Annotated in this window: 17 protein-coding genes; 14 read left to right on the plus strand and 3 right to left on the minus strand. The window is 69.5% G+C overall.

The genetic code is table 11. The features are described 5' to 3' along the window. Window positions 1-87: 87 nt before the first annotated feature. Entirely contained in the window at window positions 88-780 is a 693-nt protein-coding gene (locus ACIQMV_RS27070; RefSeq protein WP_141359468.1) for a demethylmenaquinone methyltransferase, read from the plus strand. Window positions 781-795: 15 nt separating this feature from the next. Here the strand turns inward: ACIQMV_RS27070 and ACIQMV_RS27075 are convergent, their stop codons facing one another. Further along, a complete protein-coding gene (locus ACIQMV_RS27075; protein ID WP_402596059.1) occupies window positions 796-1,125 on the minus strand; it encodes a PASTA domain-containing protein in 330 nt (109 codons plus the stop codon). A gap of 112 nt (window positions 1,126-1,237) precedes the next feature. Then, window positions 1,238-1,744, minus strand: a complete 507-nt coding sequence (locus ACIQMV_RS27080) for a GNAT family N-acetyltransferase (protein ID WP_401775741.1) — start codon at window positions 1,742-1,744, stop codon at window positions 1,238-1,240. Window positions 1,745-1,791: 47 nt separating this feature from the next. Here ACIQMV_RS27080 and ACIQMV_RS27085 point away from each other — a divergent pair, with 47 nt between their 5' ends. Beyond that, window positions 1,792-3,132: a geranylgeranyl reductase family protein gene (locus ACIQMV_RS27085; RefSeq protein WP_402596060.1), complete on the plus strand. Its 1,341-nt coding sequence runs from the start codon at window positions 1,792-1,794 to the stop codon at window positions 3,130-3,132. 153 nt (window positions 3,133-3,285) lie between these two features. Here ACIQMV_RS27085 and ACIQMV_RS27090 read toward each other — a convergent pair whose 3' ends face one another. After that, on the minus strand, window positions 3,286-4,110 hold the full coding sequence (locus ACIQMV_RS27090) for a C40 family peptidase (protein ID WP_141359464.1): 825 nt from the start codon (window positions 4,108-4,110) through the stop codon (window positions 3,286-3,288). Between the two features lie 802 nt (window positions 4,111-4,912). On the opposite strand from ACIQMV_RS27090, the gene ACIQMV_RS27095 reads away from it, so the two are divergent. Genes ACIQMV_RS27095 through nuoL form a run of 12 tightly spaced genes read left to right on the plus strand, consistent with a single transcriptional unit; the run spans window position 4,913 to window position 17,697 of the window. After that, window positions 4,913-5,272, plus strand: a complete 360-nt coding sequence (locus ACIQMV_RS27095) for an NADH-quinone oxidoreductase subunit A (RefSeq protein ID WP_100569667.1) — start codon at window positions 4,913-4,915, stop codon at window positions 5,270-5,272. A gap of 15 nt (window positions 5,273-5,287) precedes the next feature. Next, window positions 5,288-5,842: an NADH-quinone oxidoreductase subunit B family protein gene (locus ACIQMV_RS27100; protein ID WP_009190037.1), complete on the plus strand. Its 555-nt coding sequence runs from the start codon at window positions 5,288-5,290 to the stop codon at window positions 5,840-5,842. Then, window positions 5,839-6,609, plus strand: a complete 771-nt coding sequence (locus ACIQMV_RS27105; RefSeq protein WP_141359463.1) for an NADH-quinone oxidoreductase subunit C — start codon at window positions 5,839-5,841, stop codon at window positions 6,607-6,609. Before ACIQMV_RS27100 ends, ACIQMV_RS27105 begins: the two co-directional genes overlap by 4 nt. Then, on the plus strand, window positions 6,606-7,937 hold the full coding sequence (locus tag ACIQMV_RS27110) for an NADH-quinone oxidoreductase subunit D (protein ID WP_141359462.1): 1,332 nt from the start codon (window positions 6,606-6,608) through the stop codon (window positions 7,935-7,937). Before ACIQMV_RS27105 ends, ACIQMV_RS27110 begins: the two co-directional genes overlap by 4 nt. Then, on the plus strand, window positions 7,934-8,806 hold the full coding sequence (gene nuoE / locus ACIQMV_RS27115; protein ID WP_141359461.1) for an NADH-quinone oxidoreductase subunit NuoE: 873 nt from the start codon (window positions 7,934-7,936) through the stop codon (window positions 8,804-8,806). The genes ACIQMV_RS27110 and nuoE overlap by 4 nt, the downstream gene beginning before the upstream one ends. Beyond that, window positions 8,803-10,149, plus strand: coding sequence for an NADH-quinone oxidoreductase subunit NuoF (gene nuoF / locus ACIQMV_RS27120; RefSeq protein ID WP_141359460.1), 1,347 nt, complete (start codon window positions 8,803-8,805; stop codon window positions 10,147-10,149). The genes nuoE and nuoF overlap by 4 nt, the downstream gene beginning before the upstream one ends. After that, entirely contained in the window at window positions 10,146-12,650 is a 2,505-nt protein-coding gene (locus ACIQMV_RS27125) for an NADH-quinone oxidoreductase subunit G (protein ID WP_402596061.1), read from the plus strand. Before nuoF ends, ACIQMV_RS27125 begins: the two co-directional genes overlap by 4 nt. Next, window positions 12,647-14,011: an NADH-quinone oxidoreductase subunit NuoH gene (nuoH, locus tag ACIQMV_RS27130; RefSeq protein ID WP_141359458.1), complete on the plus strand. Its 1,365-nt coding sequence runs from the start codon at window positions 12,647-12,649 to the stop codon at window positions 14,009-14,011. Before ACIQMV_RS27125 ends, nuoH begins: the two co-directional genes overlap by 4 nt. After that, window positions 14,004-14,633 carry an NADH-quinone oxidoreductase subunit NuoI gene (gene nuoI / locus ACIQMV_RS27135; protein ID WP_402596062.1) on the plus strand — a complete coding sequence of 210 codons (630 nt, stop codon included), beginning with the start codon at window positions 14,004-14,006 and terminating at the stop codon, window positions 14,631-14,633. Before nuoH ends, nuoI begins: the two co-directional genes overlap by 8 nt. Then, the gene (locus tag ACIQMV_RS27140; RefSeq protein WP_141359456.1) at window positions 14,630-15,472 is read left to right on the plus strand and encodes an NADH-quinone oxidoreductase subunit J; all 843 of its coding nucleotides are present in this window, start codon (window positions 14,630-14,632) and stop codon (window positions 15,470-15,472) included. Before nuoI ends, ACIQMV_RS27140 begins: the two co-directional genes overlap by 4 nt. Beyond that, on the plus strand, window positions 15,469-15,768 hold the full coding sequence (gene nuoK / locus ACIQMV_RS27145; protein ID WP_100569676.1) for an NADH-quinone oxidoreductase subunit NuoK: 300 nt from the start codon (window positions 15,469-15,471) through the stop codon (window positions 15,766-15,768). Before ACIQMV_RS27140 ends, nuoK begins: the two co-directional genes overlap by 4 nt. Window positions 15,769-15,783: 15 nt before the next feature. Next, window positions 15,784-17,697: an NADH-quinone oxidoreductase subunit L gene (gene nuoL, locus ACIQMV_RS27150; RefSeq protein WP_402596063.1), complete on the plus strand. Its 1,914-nt coding sequence runs from the start codon at window positions 15,784-15,786 to the stop codon at window positions 17,695-17,697. Window positions 17,698-17,701: the final 4 nt, after the last annotated feature.

Raw genomic sequence — 17,701 nt, forward strand, 5'->3', positions numbered from 1 at the left:
CGGGAACCGCGTTCCGAGCCTGCCATCGAAAGCCGTGCCGCCGGGGCACTTCCGTCAACCGCCACCCCCGCCTGCCACAATGGGCCGGTGACCCGCGCATCCCTGGAGAAGCAGCCGCACGACGTCGCCTCGATGTTCGACGACGTGGCGGAACGGTACGACCTGACCAACGACGTGCTGTCCCTGGGGCAGGACCGGCGGTGGCGGAAGGAGGTCGCCAGGGCGGTCGACGCCCGGCCGGCGCAGAAGATCCTCGATCTCGCCGCCGGCACGGCCACCTCCTCGCTGCCCTTCACCCGCGCCGGCGCCTACGTCGTCCCCTGCGACTTCTCGCTCGGGATGCTCCAGGTCGGGAAGCGGCGGCACGCCTGGCTGCCGTTCACGGCGGGCGACGCGACGCGGCTGCCGTTCAAGGACGACACCTTCGACGCCGTCACCATCTCCTTCGGGCTGCGCAACGTGCAGGACACGGAGACGGCCCTGCGCGAGATGTACCGGGTGACCCGGCCCGGCGGCCGGGTGGTGATCTGCGAGTTCTCGCACCCCACCTGGGCGCCGTTCCGCACCGTCTACACCGAGTACCTGATGCGGGCCCTGCCGCCCGTGGCGCGCGCGGTGTCCTCCAACCCGGACGCGTACGTCTACCTCGCCGAGTCCATCAGGGCCTGGCCCGACCAGCCCGCGCTGGCCGGGCTGCTGCGGACGGCCGGCTGGTCGAAGGTGGCCTGGCGCAACCTCAGCGGCGGAATCGTCTCCCTGCACCGGGGTTTCAAGGGCTGACGGCCGCGCGGGCCGTCAGACGGGACTGACCGCGTACGGATCGCCCGGTTCGTCGGCTTCGCGCTGGAGGCCGCCCGTGGGCGGCCGCGGGACGCGCGGCTCGCGGACGCCTCCGCCGCCCTCGCCCGTGCCGAAGTCGAACCACACGTACACCATGGAGTCCCGCGGCACCTCGGCGCCGGGCTGCGGGTACTGGCGGATGACGTAGTCGACGACCGCGAGATGGAAGTCCGGGCGGTCCGGCGCGTTGAGGAACAGGCCCTGGGCACGGGCGGTCTCGCGCGCGTCCACGGCCATCAGCCCGACCAGGCGCGGCACGCGTACTTCGGGCGTCTTGGGTGTCATGTACACAGACGTCACCCCCAGCGGTACTGGCAGGGTAACCGGCCGGGGGTGCCACCCGGAAGCGCCAAGTGCCTTTCTGTGACACTCGATTACGCAAGGTAATGGGTCGCGGTCACAGGTCCAGCCGGTAGCAGTGCCCCTGCCGCTGCGACACCGGCGTCACGAAGGTCTGCGCCAGCCGCATGCCGAGGCGCTCGGTGACCGCGATGGACCGCTTGTTGCGGGAGTCGACCATGGCCACCACGCTCGTCAGGCCGGTCGCGCGCAGCCGCTCCAGGGTCATGTGGGCCGCCGCCGTGACGTATCCGCGGCCCCAGTGTTCGCGGCCGAGCCGCCAGCCGATCTCGATCTCGCCCGTGGGACCCCAGTCCCGCTCCCACGGCTGGGCGCCGGTGAAGCCGATGACGCGGCCGGTCTCGTCGAGCATCGTCCACAGGCAGAAGCCGCGTTCGGCGTCGTGCCGCCGCTGACGGGCGGTGAGTTCCTCGTAGACGGAAAGCTCCGCGGGACTGCCGCCCTGGAACTCCATGACGTCCGGGTCGGCGAAGATCCGGTGCCAGGCAACGGCGTCCTCATCGGTGGGCACACGCAGACGTACGACGGGGAGAGCTCGGTTCACGGGGCAGCCCTTCAGCCGGGTGATCAATTCTGCTGCATAGACTGCCCATGTCCAGTGCCAGTCGGCACACAGATTCCGAACCTTGGGGAGATCCCGCCGTGACCGTGACTGAGCCCCTCTCCGAGAACACCGCCGATGTGATCGTCGTGGGCGCGGGGCCGGCCGGGTCCACCACCGCCTACCACCTCGCCCGGGCCGGACTCGACGTACTCCTGCTGGAGAAGACCGAGTTCCCGCGGGAGAAGGTCTGCGGCGACGGCCTCACCCCGCGCGCCGTCAAGCAACTCGTCGCGATGGGCATCGACATCTCCGAGGAGGCCGGCTGGCTGCGCAACAAGGGCCTGAGGATCATCGGGGGCGGCGTCCGCCTCCAGCTGGACTGGCCCGACCTCGCCTCCTTCCCCGACTACGGACTCGTGCGCAAGCGCGACGACTTCGACGAGCAGCTCGCCCGCCAGGCGCAGAAGGCGGGCGCGCGGCTGTTCGAGCGCTGCAACGTGTCCGCGCCCCTCGTCGACGACCGCACCGGCCGCATCACCGGGGTCAAGGCCAAACTGGGTGAGGAGAAGCGCGAGGTCACCTTCCACGCGCCGCTCGTCGTCGCCGCCGACGGCAACTCCACCCGGCTGTCCCTGGCGATGGGCCTGCACCGCCGCGAGGACCGCCCGATGGGCGTCGCGGTGCGCACCTACTTCACCAGCCCGCGCCACGACGACGACTACCTGGAGTCCTGGCTGGAGCTGTGGGACCGGCGCGGCCCCCAGGACCGGCTGCTGCCCGGTTACGGCTGGATCTTCGGCATGGGCGACGGCACCTCCAACGTCGGCCTGGGCGTGCTCAACACCTCCGAGTCCTTCAAGGAACTGGACTGGCGCGAGGTGCTCAAGGCCTGGTGCGCGTCGATGCCCGAGGACTGGGGCTACACCCCGGACAACATGACCGGCCCGATCCGCGGCGCCGCCCTGCCCATGGCCTTCAACCGCCAGCCCCACTACACGCGGGGCCTGCTGCTCGTCGGCGACGCGGGCGGTCTGGTCAACCCCTTCAACGGCGAGGGCATCGCCTATGCGATGGAGTCCGGCCAGCTCGCCGCCGACGTCATCGTCCAGGCCCACTCCCGGGCCACCCCGGCCCAGCGCGAACTCGCCCTGCGGCGCTACCCGCGCGTCCTGAAGGACACCTACGGCGGCTACTACACGCTGGGCCGCGCCTTCGTGAAGCTCATCGGCAACCCGAAGGTCATGCAGATCGCCGCCCAGCGCGGGCTGACCCACCCGGTGCTGATGAAGTTCACCCTCAAGCTGCTGGCCAACCTCACCGACCCGACGGGCGGCGACGCGATGGACCGCATCATCAACGGCCTGAGCAAGGTGGCCCCGAAGGCGTGAGCACACGCGGGGACGACGGAGGGGCCGGCTCGTTGGCGAGCCGGCCCCTCCGTGTCGTACGAGGGTGAAGCGGGCGAATCGGGAAAGCCGGAAGGGCCGCTGCCCCCGAGCGGCTGCGGCCCTTCAGTCCGTTACGGCTGTCCGCGGGTGTCCTCAGAGCACCCGGACCGCGCCGGACGGCGGGTCGTAGGACAGCGGGCGCTCGACGACGCCCGTGGACGGGTTCTGCGCACCGACGAACATACCGTTCCCGACGTAGACACCCACGTGGTACGCGCTGCCCGCGCCGCCCCAGTAGAGGATGTCGCCCACCTGGAGGTTGGACAGCGACACCTGGGTGCCGGCGGTCGACTGGTCCTGGGAGACACGCGGCAGGCTGATGCCCACCTGCTTGAAGGCGGTCTGGACCAGGCCGGAGCAGTCGTAGGCGGACGGGCCGGTGGCGCCGGAGACGTAGGCCTTGCCGACCTGGGACTTGACGAACGAGACCACGGCCGCGGCCGAACCGGTCGCCGTGGACACGCTCGCGGAGGTGCTGCCGACGCTCGCCGAGGCGCTGAGCGTCGGCCGCTCGGCCGTGCGCGAGGCACGCAGGGCGGCGGCCTCGGCGGCCTTCTTCCGGGCGGTCTCGGCGGCCTTCTTGCGGGCCGCCGCCTTCTTCTTGGCGTCGGCCAGGTCCGCCTTGGCCTGCTTCGCGGCCTTTGCGGCGGCCGCGTCGCGCTCGGCGCCCAGCCGGTAGTTGGCGGCGGCCTGCTCCGTGGCCTCCGCCGACTGGGCCACCTGGGCGGCCAGGTCGGAGGTCAGTGTGGGCAGTTCGAGCGTCTGGGTCACCGGCTCGGCGGCGTTCGCCGACGAGGCCGACGTGCCGGCCACTGCCAGGGTGCCGAGGACGCCGCCGGCAACACCGGCCCGCATCGCGACTCTCGACGCGCTACGGCGAGGCTTCCGGTGGCTGCGTATGTGAGCGGTGTGGGACATGGGAACAACCGGTACCAGGGGCTCCTTCATATCTTCAAGAAACGTGTGCTGCGCCACATTTGCTCAACGGGGCGGCCAAATCCCGGGGCCGAGTTTCCTTATTGACGCCGTAACGGACATTGCGGGCGTGCGTGATCATGCCTTTGATCATGGTCTTTCGCTGTTACGCCCGAATTGCTCTCGGCCTACCATCCGCACGGATCGTTGGCCAAGCCCGACTCTCAGACTCCTCTCATGAACGTGACGGAGGTCACGGAACGGTCACCGCCTCGCGGCGCGTCCGCGCGGTGGACTCACTGGTCCCATTTGTCACTTGAGTCCCATTGGTGAAACTGCGCCCGAGCAGCCTCCCGAGTCGCACATCGACCTTGTGAACGGGTGAACGCGTCCACATCTCGCGTCGCCGTCCCCCTGATGTGTGAAAAGCAGGCCCATATCAAGGTCTTGACACCGTTCGCCACTTTGCGCCGCACGCCGGGCATCTGATAGTGCACACCCCCTCCGACCTGCAAATACGAGGTAAAATGTGACCAGTAGTGATCACACAGGTGCTTCGCGTGCGAAGATCACCGCTCATCCGACTTGATGATCGTTCGTCAGGTGGTGGAGATCACAAAGCTCATGCAATACCCCGTGTCGCAGATCACAGAGCGTCGGGCATAAGATGCGAGGCAGTTGGGCTTGTGACCTGCTTCACATGTTCTCGATCTTGGCCGGACGGGCCGGGAACAGGGGACGGGTGAGGCAGCCGTGGGCCCGGCGACCGCCAGCAGTCAGTGCCGACTGAGAGGAGCGAGGAGCGGTGAACGCTTATGCGCCCATCCTCGTACTGGGAGCCCTCGGGGCAGGCTTTGCGATCTTCTCCGTGGTCATGGCCACGCTGATCGGACCGAAGCGGTACAACCGCGCCAAACTCGAGGCATACGAGTGCGGTATCGAGCCGACCCCAACGCCGGCCGGCGGCGGGCGCTTCCCCATCAAGTACTACCTGACGGCGATGCTCTTCATCGTCTTCGACATCGAGATCGTCTTCCTCTACCCGTGGGCCGTCAGCTTCGACGCCCTGGGTGTTTTCGGGCTCGTGGAGATGCTGCTCTTCGTGCTCACCGTCTTCGTCGCGTACGCGTACGTATGGCGGCGCGGCGGCCTGGAATGGGACTGAGGGGCCTTTAACGACATGGGACTCGAAGAAAAGCTGCCGAGCGGCTTCCTGCTGACCACCGTCGAGCAGGCCGCGGGCTGGGTGCGCAAGGCGTCCGTCTTTCCGGCCACCTTCGGCCTCGCCTGCTGCGCGATCGAGATGATGACCACCGGCGCCGGCCGCTACGACCTGGCGCGCTTCGGCATGGAGGTCTTCCGCGGTTCGCCCCGTCAGGCGGACCTGATGATCGTGGCAGGCCGGGTCAGCCAGAAGATGGCGCCGGTCCTCCGGCAGGTCTACGACCAGATGCCCAACCCCAAGTGGGTGATCTCGATGGGCGTGTGCGCCTCCTCGGGCGGCATGTTCAACAACTACGCGATCGTCCAGGGCGTCGACCACATCGTCCCGGTCGACATCTACCTGCCGGGCTGTCCGCCGCGGCCCGAGATGCTGATGGACGCGATCCTCAAGCTGCACCAGAAGATCCAGTCCACCAAGCTCGGCGTGAACGCCGAGGAGGCCGCCCGCGAGGCGGAGGAGGCCGCGCTCAAGGCCCTGCCCACGATCGAGATGAAGGGGCTGCTGCGATGAGCGACGGACACGGCAAGGACGTGAACGGGTCCGCGAACGGGGTGAACCCCGAGAAGGACCTGTCCGCCGACAACCTCCCCGGCCAGCGCGGCCAGGGCGGCGAGGAGATCCGCGTCCAGCGCGGCATGTTCGGCGCCAACAACGGCGGCGACACCTCCGGATACGGCGGCCTGGTCCGCTCGGTCCGGCTCCCGGGTCCGGCGAGCCGTCCCTACGGCGGCCCGGGCGGATGCTTCGACGAGATCGCCGACGAACTCGAGGGCGCGCTGGAGGAACAGGGCCTCCTCCCGGAGAACGCGATCGAGAAGACGGTCGTCGACCGCGGCGAACTGACCTTCCACATCGAGCGCGAGCACCTGGTGCGCGTCGCCCGCACCCTGCGCGACGACCCCGCCCTGCGCTTCGAGCTGTGCACCGGCGTCAGCGGTGTCCACTACCCGCAGGACAAGGGCCGCGAGCTGCACGCCGTGTACCACCTGCGCTCGATCACCCACAACCGGCTGGTCCGCCTGGAGGTCAGCGCCCCCGACGCCGACCCGCACATCCCGTCGCTGGTCCCCGTCTACCCGACCAACGACTGGCACGAGCGCGAGACGTACGACTTCTTCGGGATCGTCTTCGACGGCCACCCGGCCCTGACGCGGATCATGATGCCGGACGACTGGCAGGGCCATCCGCAGCGCAAGGACTACCCCCTCGGCGGCATCCCCGTCGAGTACAAGGGCGCCCAGATCCCGGCTCCGGACCAGCGGAGGTCGTACTCATGAGCACGCACACCCCGTCGTCGGCCTCCGCGCGCGAGACCACCGAGGGCACGGTCTACACGGTCACCGGTGGCGACTGGGACGAGGTCGCCCGGTCCGCGGCCCGCGCCGACGACGAGCGCATCGTCGTCAACATGGGCCCCCAGCACCCGTCCACCCACGGCGTGCTCCGGCTGATCCTGGAGATCGACGGGGAGACGGTCACCGAGGCCCGCTGCGGCATCGGCTACCTGCACACCGGCATCGAGAAGAACCTCGAGTTCCGCACGTGGACGCAGGGCACCACCTTCGTCACGCGCATGGACTACCTGACGTCCTTCTTCAACGAGACCGCCTACTGCCTCGCCGTCGAGAAACTCCTCGGCATCGAGGACCAGATCACCGAGCGCGCCAAGATCATCCGGGTGCTCCTGATGGAGCTGAACCGGCTCTCCTCCCACCTGGTGTGCATCGCCACCGGCGGCATGGAGCTGGGCGCCACCACGATCATGATCTACGGATTCCGCGATCGTGAAATGATTCTCGACCTCTACGAGCTCATCACGGGCCTGCGGATGAACCACGCGTACATCCGGCCCGGCGGACTCGCCCAGGACCTGCCGCCCGGCGCGGTGGACCAGATCCGCGAGTTCGTGAAGAAGATGACGAAGAACCTCCCGGAGTACGACAAGCTCGCCACCGGGAACCCCATCTTCAAGGCCCGTATGCAGGACGTCGGCTACCTCGATCTGGCCGGCTGCATGGCCCTCGGCGCCACCGGCCCGATCCTGCGCTCCACCGGCCTGCCGCACGACCTGCGCAAGACGCAGCCCTACTGCGGCTACGAGACGTACGACTTCGACATCCCGACCGCCGACACCTGCGACTCCTACGGCCGCTTCCTGATCCGCCTGGAGGAGATGCGCCAGTCGCTCAGGATCGTCGAGCAGTGCCTGGACCGGCTGGAGCCGGGCCCGGTGATGGTCGCCGACAAGAAGATCGCCTGGCCCGCGCAGCTCGCCCTGGGACCGGACGGACTCGGCAACTCCCTCGACCACATCAAGAAGATCATGGGCACCTCCATGGAGGCCCTGATCCACCACTTCAAGCTGGTCACCGAGGGCTTCCGCGTCCCGCCGGGACAGGCGTACGCGGCGGTCGAGTCGCCCAAGGGCGAACTCGGTGTGCACGTCGTCTCCGACGGCGGCACCCGCCCCTACCGGGTCCACTTCCGGGACCCGTCCTTCACCAACCTTCAGGCGATGGCGGCGATGTGCGAGGGCGGCCAGGTCGCCGACGTCATCGTCGCCGTCGCGTCCATCGACCCCGTGATGGGAGGCGTCGACCGGTGACCACCAGTTCTTCGGAGCAGGGCGTCAGCCTGGGCATGCCCGAACTGCCCGCGCCCGACTACCCGGACGACGTCCGCACCCGGCTCGAGCGGGACGCGCGCGAGATCATCGCCCGCTACCCGGACTCCCGGTCCGCCCTCCTTCCGCTGCTGCACCTGGTGCAGTCGGAGGAGGGCCACGTCACGCGCACCGGAATGCGGTTCTGCGCGGACGTGCTCGGCCTGACCACGGCCGAGGTCACCGCGGTCGCCACCTTCTACACCATGTACCGGCGCAAGCCGTCCGGTGACTACCAGGTGGGCGTCTGCACCAACACCCTGTGCGCCGTGATGGGCGGCGACGCCATCTTCGAGGCCCTCCAGGAGCACCTCGGCGTCGGCAACGGCGAGACCACCGACGACGGCAAGGTCACCCTCGAGCACATCGAGTGCAACGCGGCCTGCGACTACGCGCCGGTCGTGATGGTCAACTGGGAGTTCTTCGACAACCAGAACCCGGCGAGCGTCAAGCGCTTGGTCGACGACCTGCGCGCGGGACGGCCGGTGACGCCCACGCGCGGCGCGCCCCTGTGCACGTTCAAGGAGACCGCCCGCATCCTGGCGGGCTTCCCCGACGAGCGCGAAGGGGCGACGGAGGCCGGCGGCAGCGCGGGACCCGCCTCGCTGGTGGGCCTCCGCCTGGCCAAGGGGGAGGCCGCCCCCGTGCGCGTGGTCCACCCGCGCGACGGAGGACCGCACGACGCAGCCGTGCACCAGCCGTCGCCGTCCGAGCACCTGAGCTCGCACGACGCGCCGCAGGCCACATCGGCCTCCGATCCGTCCCATCCGCAGGGACCCGTCGGAGACGTCGGAGAGGAGGGGGAGGGATGACCTTGGCACCGGAAATCGACGAGAGCAGCCCCGAGAAGCTGCTCGTACCCGTGCTGTCGGCCTTCTGGGACGAGGACAGGTCCTGGACGCTGGACGTGTACCGGAGGCACGAGGGGTACGAGGGACTCCGCAAGGCCCTCGCCATGTCGCCGGACGACGTCATCGCGTACGTCAAGGACTCCGGTCTGCGCGGCCGCGGCGGCGCGGGGTTCCCCACGGGGATGAAGTGGCAGTTCATTCCCCAGGGTGATGGCAAGCCGCACTATCTTGTTGTCAACGCCGACGAATCGGAGCCCGGGACCTGCAAGGACATCCCGCTCCTCTTCGCGAACCCGCACAGCCTCATCGAGGGCATCGTCATCGCGTGCTACGCCATCAGGTCGTCGCATGCCTTCATCTATCTGCGGGGTGAAGTCGTCCCCGTACTGCGGCGGTTGCACGAGGCCGTGCGCGAGGCTTACGCGGCCGGCTACCTCGGCGAGAACATCCTGGGCAGTGGCCTCGACCTCGACCTCACCGTGCACGCCGGCGCCGGCGCGTACATCTGCGGTGAGGAGACCGCGCTGCTGGACTCGCTCGAAGGCCGCCGTGGTCAACCGCGGCTGCGTCCTCCCTTCCCCGCCGTCGCGGGCCTCTACGCGTGCCCGACTGTGGTGAACAACGTCGAGTCCATCGCGTCGGTTCCCGCGATCCTGCACAACGGCAAGGAATGGTTCCGGTCGATGGGCAGCGAGAAGTCCCCCGGCTTCACGCTCTACTCGCTCAGCGGCCATGTCGCCAACCCCGGCCAGTACGAGGCCCCGCTCGGCATCACACTGCGTCAGCTGCTCGACATGAGCGGCGGCATGCGCCCCGGGCACCGGCTGAAGTTCTGGACGCCGGGCGGCTCGTCGACGCCGATGTTCACCGACGAGCACCTCGACGTGCCGCTCGACTACGAGGGCGTGGGCGCCGCGGGCTCGATGCTCGGCACCAAGGCCCTCCAGTGCTTCGACGAGACGACCTGCGTGGTGCGGGCGGTGACCCGGTGGACCGAGTTCTACGCCCACGAGTCCTGCGGCAAGTGCACGCCGTGCCGTGAAGGAACGTACTGGCTGGTGCAGTTGATGCGGGACATCGAGGCCGGCAAGGGCGTCATGTCCGACCTCGACAAGCTGAACGACATCGCCGACAACATCAACGGCAAGTCCTTCTGCGCCCTCGGTGACGGCGCCGCCTCCCCGATCTTCTCCTCCCTGAAGTTCTTCCGCGAGGAGTACGAGCAGCACATCACGGGCCGGGGCTGCCCCTTCGACCCGGCCAAGTCCACGGCCTGGGCCGATCGCACGGAGGTGAAAGCATGACCGTGACCACCAACGCTCCCGCGGGCGGGGGAGAGGCGGCGGTCCCGCCGGAAGATCTCGTGACACTGACGATCGACGGGGCCGAGATCAGCGTGCCCAAGGGCACCCTGGTCATCCGGGCCGCCGAACAGCTCGGCATCGAGATCCCCCGGTTCTGCGACCACCCCCTCCTCGACCCGGCCGGCGCCTGCCGCCAGTGCATCGTCGAGGTCGAGGGCCAGCGCAAGCCGATGGCCTCCTGCACGATCACCTGCACGGACGGGATGGTCGTCAAGACCCAGCTCACCTCCCCGGTCGCCGAGAAGGCCCAGCACGGCGTGATGGAGCTGCTGCTCATCAACCACCCGCTGGACTGCCCGGTCTGCGACAAGGGCGGCGAGTGCCCGCTGCAGAACCAGGCCATGTCGCACGGCAACGCCGAGTCCCGCTTCGAGGGCAGGAAGCGGACCTACGAGAAGCCCGTGCCGATCTCCACGCAGGTGCTCCTCGACCGGGAGCGGTGCGTGCTGTGCGCCCGCTGCACCCGGTTCTCCAACCAGATTGCCGGCGACCCCATGATCGAGCTGATCGAGCGGGGCGCGCTCCAGCAGGTCGGCACCGGCGAGGGCGACCCCTTCGAGTCGTACTTCTCCGGCAACACCATCCAGATCTGCCCTGTCGGGGCGCTCACCTCGGCGGCGTACCGCTTCCGCTCCCGCCCCTTCGACCTGGTCTCCTCGCCGTCGGTGTGCGAGCACTGCTCGGGCGGCTGCGCCACCCGCACCGACCACCGGCGCGGCAAGGTCATGCGGCGGCTCGCCGCCAACGACCCCGAGGTCAACGAGGAGTGGATCTGCGACAAGGGGCGCTTCGCGTTCCGGTACGCGCAGATGAAGGACCGGCTGACCACGCCGCTCGTGCGCAACCCCGAGGGCGAGCTGGTGCCGGCGTCCTGGCCGGAGGCGCTGGAGATCGCCGCCCAGGGCCTGCTCGCCTCGCGCGGGCGGACCGGTGTCCTCACCGGCGGCCGGCTCACCGTCGAGGACGCCTACGCGTACAGCAAGTTCGCGCGCGTGGCGCTCGACACCAACGACATCGACTTCCGCGCGCGCGTGCACAGCGGCGAGGAGGCCGACTTCCTCGCCTCCCGGGTCGCCGGCCGCGGCCGGGACCTCGACGGCAGCGGTGTCACGTACACCGCGCTGGAGAAGGCGCCCGCCGTGCTGCTCGTCGGGTTCGAGTCCGAGGAGGAGGCGCCCGGCGTCTTCCTCCGGCTGCGCAAGGCCTGGCGGGGGCACGGGCAGAAGGTGTTCGCGCTGGCCACGCACGCCACGCGGGGCCTGGAGAAGGCGGGCGGCACCCTGCTGCCGGCCGCGCCGGGCACCGAGAACGAGTGGCTGGACGCGCTGGCGGGCGGCGTCGGACTGGAGGACGACGGCACCTGGGCCGCCGAGGCCCTGCGGGCCGAGGGCTCGGTCATCGTCGTCGGCGAGCGGCTCGCCGGGGTGGCCGGCGGCCCGACCGCCGCCGTACGGGCCGCCGCCGCGACCGGCGCACAGCTGGTGTGGATCCCGCGCCGGGCCGGCGAGCGCGGCGCCGTCGAGGCCGGCGCGCTGCCGTCGCTGCTGCCGGGCGGGCGCCCGGCCACCGACCCGCGTGCGCGGGAGGAGGTCGCCGCACTCTGGGGCGTCGCCGAACTCCCGCACCGCTACGGCCGCGACACCGGGCAGATCATCGAGGCCGTGACGGGAGGCCAGCTCCAGGCCCTGCTGGTCGCGGGCGTGGAGATCGCCGACCTGCCCGATCCGGCACGCGCGCGTGCGGCTCTGACCGAGGCGGGCTTCGTGGTGTCGCTGGAGCTGCGGCCCAGCGAGGTCACGGAACACGCGGACGTGGTCCTGCCCGTCGCCGCCGTCGCCGAGAAGGCCGGCACCTTCCTCAACTGGGAGGGCAGGGTCCGCTTCTTCGAGGCCGCGCTCAAGCCGGAGCAGATGACCCGCACCCTGTCGCCCACCGACGCGCGCGTGCTGCAGATGCTGTCCGACGCCATGGACGTGCACCTGGGCCTGCCGGACCTGCGGACCGTGCGCGCGGAGCTGGACCGGCTGGGTGCCTGGACCGGACCGCGCGCCGACGACCCGGTGCACAGCGCGGGCGCTGCGCCGCGCCCGGCCGCCGGGGAGGCCCTGCTCGCCGGACACCGGCTGCTGCTCGACCAGGGTGTCCTCCAGGAGGGCGACGAGGCGCTCGCCGGGACCCGGCACGCCGCACGCGCACGCGTGTCGGCCGCCACGGCCGCCGAGGCGGGTGTCGCGGACTCCGCCGCGCTCGCCGTGACCGGTCCCGCCGGCACGGTCGAGCTCCCGCTGGAGATCACCGAGATGCCCGACCGGGTGGTGTGGCTCCCGCTGAACTCCGTCGGCGGGGGCGTCGCCTCCGACACCGGGGCGCTGCCCGGCTCCCTGGTCCGTATCGGCCCGGCGACGTCCTCGACCGAGGCCCCCAAGGAGGTGGAGGCATGAGCCCGTACCTCGCCGCTGAGAACCTGTCGATGTTCGGCACCGATCCCTGGTGGCTGGTCGTCGTCAAGGCGGTGTTCTGCTTCGCCTTCCTGATGGTGACGGTGCTGTTCTCCATCGTCTGGGAGCGCAAGGTCGTCGCCTGGATGCAGCTGCGCATCGGCCCCAACCGGCACGGGCCCTGGGGCATGCTCCAGTCGCTCGCCGACGGCATCAAGCTGATGCTCAAGGAAGACGTCGTCGTCAAGCGCGCCGACAAGGTCGTGTACGTCCTCGCGCCGATCGTCGCGGCCATCCCGGCCTTCATGGCGATCGCGGTGATCCCCTTCGGGCCGGCGAACAACGAGATCTCGATCTTCGGCCACCGCACCGCGATGCAGCTGACCGACCTGCCGATCGCGATGCTCTACATCCTCGCGGTCGCCTCCGTCGGCATCTACGGCATCGTGCTGGCGGGCTGGAGCTCCGGATCGACCTACCCGCTCCTGGGCGGACTGCGGTCCTGCGCGCAGATGATCTCCTACGAGATCGCCATGGGCGCCGCGTTCGCCTCGGTCTTCCTGTACTCGGGCTCGATGTCGACGTCGGCGATCGTCGAGCAGCAGCACGACCGCTGGTACATCCTGCTGCTGCCGGTCTCCTTCCTCCTCTACATCGTCACGATGGTCGGGGAGACCAACCGCGCGCCGTTCGACATGCCGGAGTCCGAGGGCGACCTGGTCGGCGGTTTCAACACCGAATACTCGTCGATCAAGTTCGCGATGTTCATGCTCGCCGAGTACGTGAACATGGTGACGGTCTCCGCGGTGTCGACCACGCTCTTCCTGGGCGGCTGGCGGGCCCCCTGGCCGATCAGCACCTTCTGGGAGGGCGCCAACCACGGCTGGTGGCCGCTGCTCTGGTTCGTGATCAAGGTCCAGCTGCTGCTGTTCTTCTTCATCTGGCTGCGCGGCACGCTCCCGCGGGTCCGCTACGACCAGCTGATGAAACTCGGCTGGAAGGTCCTCATCCCGGTCTCCGTGGCCTGGCTGATGCTCGTCGCGACCGTCCGGGTCCTGCGCAACGAGAACTACGGCTTCGCCGACATCGCCCTCTACGTCGCCGGTGCCGTGCTGGTCGTGCTGGTTCTGTCCTTCGTCGCCGACATGTTCCGCGAGCGTACGAAGAGCGCCGAGCAGCCCGAAGCCCAGCCGGCCGCCTTCGACGCGATGGCCGGCGGATTCCCCGTACCGCCGCTGCCGGGGCAGGAGCTGCCGCCGGTGCCGCGGCGCCGCTCGCGCCGCGAGCGGGAGTTGATTGTCAGTGGCGGGACGGACACTGCCAGTGACGGACCTCTGGATGGAAAGGAGGCGTCCGATGGCTGAGGAGCCCAAGGAGACCAAACCCGGTTTCCAGAACCCCGTGGCCGGCTTCGGCGTGACCTTCAAGGCCATGTTCAAGAAGCGGCTGACCGAGCAGTACCCGGAGCAGCAGAAGACCACGGCTCCGCGCTTCCACGGACGGCACCAGCTCAACCGCCATCCGGACGGCCTGGAGAAATGCGTCGGCTGCGAGCTGTGCGCCTGGGCCTGCCCCGCCGACGCCATCTACGTGGAGGGCGCCGACAACACCGACGAGGAGCGCTACTCGCCGGGCGAGCGGTACGGCCGCGTCTACCAGATCAACTACGCCCGCTGCATCCTGTGCGGCCTGTGCATCGAGGCGTGCCCCACGCGCGCGCTGACGATGACCAACGAGTTCGAACTGGCCGACTCCAGCCGCGCCAACCTCATCTACACCAAGGAGCAGCTGCTCGCCGGTCTCGAAGAGGGCATGGTCGACACACCGCACGCCATCTACCCGGGGACGGACGAGCAGGACTACTACCGCGGCCTGGTGACGGAGGCCGCGCCCGGCACGGTGCGCCAGGTCGCCGTCTCCAAGGGAGAACAGGAGCACGTGGAGGGCCCTTCGGGCGCGGCCGAGGAACAGGGGGCTGACGCATGAGCGCGCAGCTCGCCGCCTACTCCACCTCCACCGGAGAGGCCTTCCAGTTCTGGGTACTCGGCACCGTCGCGGTGATCGGCGCCCTGTGCACCGTCTTCATGAAGAGGGCCGTGCACAGCGCGCTGTGCCTGGCCGCCACCATGATCGTCCTGGCGGTGTTCTACCTCACCAACGGCGCCTACTTCCTGGGCATCGTGCAGATCGTCGTCTACACCGGCGCGATCATGATGCTGTTCCTGTTCGTGGTGATGCTCGTCGGCGTGACCGCGGCGGACTCCCTGAAGGAGACCATCAAGGGCCAGCGCTGGCTGGCCCTGCTGTGCGGGCTCGGCTTCGGCGTCCTGCTCGTCGCGGGCATCGCCAACGCCTCCCTGAAGGAGTTCAACGGCACCGGCAGGGCCAACGCGGGCGGCAACGTGGAGGGACTGGCCTCCCTCCTCTTCACCCGGTACGTCTTCGCCTTCGAGCTCACCGGCGCGCTGCTGATCACGGCCACCGTCGGCGCCATGGTGCTCACCCACCGGGAGCGCACCGAGCGGGCCAAAACCCAGCGCGAGCTGGCCGAGCAGCGCGTGCGTGAGGGACGGCACGTACCGCCGCTGCCGGCGCCCGGCGTCTACGCCCGGCACAACGCCGTGGACATCGCCGGACTGCTGCCCGACGGCACCCCGTCCGAGCTCACCGTCAGCAAGACGCTGCGCGAGCGCGGGCAGATCCGTGACGTCTCGGCCGAGGCCCTCAACGACCTCAAGGCCCTGGAGCAGCGCGCCGCGGAACGACTGGAGCGCACCGCGATCGAGCCGACGGCCTTCAAGCGGCCCGAGGAGGCGTCGAAGTGAACCCTGTGAACTACCTCTATCTCGCCGCCCTGTTGTTCACGATCGGCGCCACCGGCGTGCTGATCCGGCGCAACGCCATCGTGGTCTTCATGTGCATCGAGTTGATGCTGAACGCCTGCAACCTCGCGCTCGTCACCTTCTCGCGGATGCACGGCAACCTCGACGGCCAGATCATCGCGTTCTTCACGATGGTCGTCGCCGCGGCGGAGGTCGTGGTCGGGCTCGCGATCATCGTGTCGGTGTTCCGTTCCCGTCACTCGGCCTCGGTCGACGACGCCAGCCTGATGAAGCTGTAAGGGGTCGGAAGAATCGTGGAGAACCTGATTGCGCTGCTGATCGCGGCGCCCCTGCTCGGAGCGGCCGTCCTCCTGGTCGGCGGCCGGCGACTCGACGCCGTCGGCCACTGGCTCGGCACCCTGCTCGCGGCCGTCTCCTTCGTGATCGGCCTGGTCCTCTTCGCGGACCTGCTCGGCAGAAGCGCCGACCAACGGACGCTGACCCAGCACCTGTTCAGCTGGATCCCGGTGGGCGGCTTCCAGGCGGACGTCACGTTCCGTCTCGACCAGCTGTCGATGACGTTCGTCCTGCTGATCACCGGTGTCGGCTCGCTGATCCACCTGTACTCGGTCGCGTACATGGAGCACGACGAGCGGCGCCGCCGCTTCTTCGGCTACCTCAACCTGTTCCTCGCGGCGATGCTGGTGCTCGTCCTCGCCGACAACTACCTGCTGCTGTACGTCGGCTGGGAGGGCGTCGGTCTCGCCTCCTACCTGCTGATCGGCTTCTGGCAGCACAAGCCCAGCGCGGCGACCGCGGCGAAGAAGGCCTTCCTGGTCAACCGGGTCGGCGACATGGGCCTGTCCATCGCGATCATGCTGATGTTCGCGACGTTCGGCACCTTCGCCTTCGGTCCGCTGCTCGGCACCCACGCCGAACCCGGTCTCGTGGGCGGCGCCACCGAGGGCAAGCTCACCGCCGTCGCGCTGATGCTGCTGCTCGCCGCGTGCGGCAAGTCCGCCCAGGTGCCGCTGCAGTCCTGGCTCGGGGACGCGATGGAGGGCCCGACCCCGGTCTCGGCCCTCATCCACGCCGCGACCATGGTGACGGCGGGCGTCTACCTCATCGTCCGCTCCGCGGCGATCTTCAACGCGGCGCCGAACGCGCAGCTCGTGGTCACCGTCGTCGGCGCGGTCACGCTGCTGTTCGGTGCGATCGTCGGTTGCGCGAAGGACGACATCAAGAAGGCGCTGGCCGGCTCGACCATGTCGCAGATCGGCTACATGGTGCTGGCCGCGGGCCTCGGCCCCATCGGCTACGTCTTCGCGATCATGCACCTGGTGACGCACGGCTTCTTCAAGGCCGGGCTGTTCCTCGGCGCCGGTTCGGTCATGCACGGCATGAACGACGAGGTGGACATGCGCAAGTACGGCGGGCTGCGCGCGTACATGCCGGTCACCTTCATCACCTTCGGCCTCGGTTACCTCGCCATCATCGGCTTCCCGGGCCTGTCCGGCTTCTTCTCCAAGGACAAGATCATCGAGGCGGCCTTCGCCAAGGGCGGCACCGAGGGCTGGATCCTCGGCGGCGCGGCCCTGCTGGGCGCGGCCATCACGGCGTTCTACATGACGCGCGTGATGCTGATGACGTTCTTCGGCGAGAAGCGCTGGCAGCCCGACGAGAACGGCAACCAGCCGCACCCGCACGAGTCGCCCAAGGCCATGACGATCCCGATGATCGTGCTGGCCGTCGGCTCGGTCCTGGGCGGCGCGTTCTTCAGCATCGGCGACCGCTTCCTGCACTGGCTGGAGCCGGTCACCGGGCACAGCGAGGGCAACTCGCCGCTCAGCGCGTGGACGGTGACCGGCGCGACGATGGTGTGCCTGGTCGTCGGCGTGGCCATCGCCTGGGCCCAGTACGGCCGCAAGCCGGTCCCGGCCGTCGCCCCGCGCGGCTCGCTGCTCACCCGGGCCGCCCGGCGGGACCTGCTCCAGGACGACTTCAACCACATCGTCCTGGTCCGCGGCGGCGAGCACCTCACACGGTCTCTGGTCTACGTCGACCACACTCTGGTCGACGGAGTCGTCAACGGCACGGCGGCCTCGGTCGGCGGCCTGTCCGGGCGGATGCGCCGGCTGCAGAACGGCTTCGCGCGCTCCTACGCGGTCTCGATGTTCGGCGGTGCGGCACTGCTGGTCGCCGCGACCCTGCTGATGAGGGCGGTCTGATACC

This window comes from Streptomyces sp. NPDC091412 (genome assembly GCF_044756885.1).
Classification (GTDB): Bacteria; Actinomycetota; Actinomycetes; order Streptomycetales; family Streptomycetaceae; genus Streptomyces.

Bases quoted from the DNA above. Each gene is read 5' to 3' on its own strand.
- ACIQMV_RS27110 (WP_141359462.1), top strand. From the start codon at position 6,606: ATGAGCACGCACACCCCGTCGTCGGCCTCCGCGCGCGAGACCACCGAG.
- ACIQMV_RS27140 (WP_141359456.1), top strand. From the start codon at position 14,630: ATGAGCGCGCAGCTCGCCGCCTACTCCACCTCCACCGGAGAGGCCTTC.
- ACIQMV_RS27075 (WP_402596059.1), bottom strand. From the start codon at position 1,125: ATGACACCCAAGACGCCCGAAGTACGCGTGCCGCGCCTGGTCGGGCTG.
- ACIQMV_RS27105 (WP_141359463.1), top strand. From the start codon at position 5,839: ATGAGCGACGGACACGGCAAGGACGTGAACGGGTCCGCGAACGGGGTG.
- nuoI (WP_402596062.1), top strand. From the start codon at position 14,004: ATGGCTGAGGAGCCCAAGGAGACCAAACCCGGTTTCCAGAACCCCGTG.
- ACIQMV_RS27100 (WP_009190037.1), top strand. From the start codon at position 5,288: ATGGGACTCGAAGAAAAGCTGCCGAGCGGCTTCCTGCTGACCACCGTC.
- ACIQMV_RS27090 (WP_141359464.1), bottom strand. From the start codon at position 4,110: ATGTCCCACACCGCTCACATACGCAGCCACCGGAAGCCTCGCCGTAGC.
- ACIQMV_RS27125 (WP_402596061.1), top strand. From the start codon at position 10,146: ATGACCGTGACCACCAACGCTCCCGCGGGCGGGGGAGAGGCGGCGGTC.
- nuoF (WP_141359460.1), top strand. From the start codon at position 8,803: ATGACCTTGGCACCGGAAATCGACGAGAGCAGCCCCGAGAAGCTGCTC.
- ACIQMV_RS27085 (WP_402596060.1), top strand. From the start codon at position 1,792: ATGTCCAGTGCCAGTCGGCACACAGATTCCGAACCTTGGGGAGATCCC.
- nuoH (WP_141359458.1), top strand. From the start codon at position 12,647: ATGAGCCCGTACCTCGCCGCTGAGAACCTGTCGATGTTCGGCACCGAT.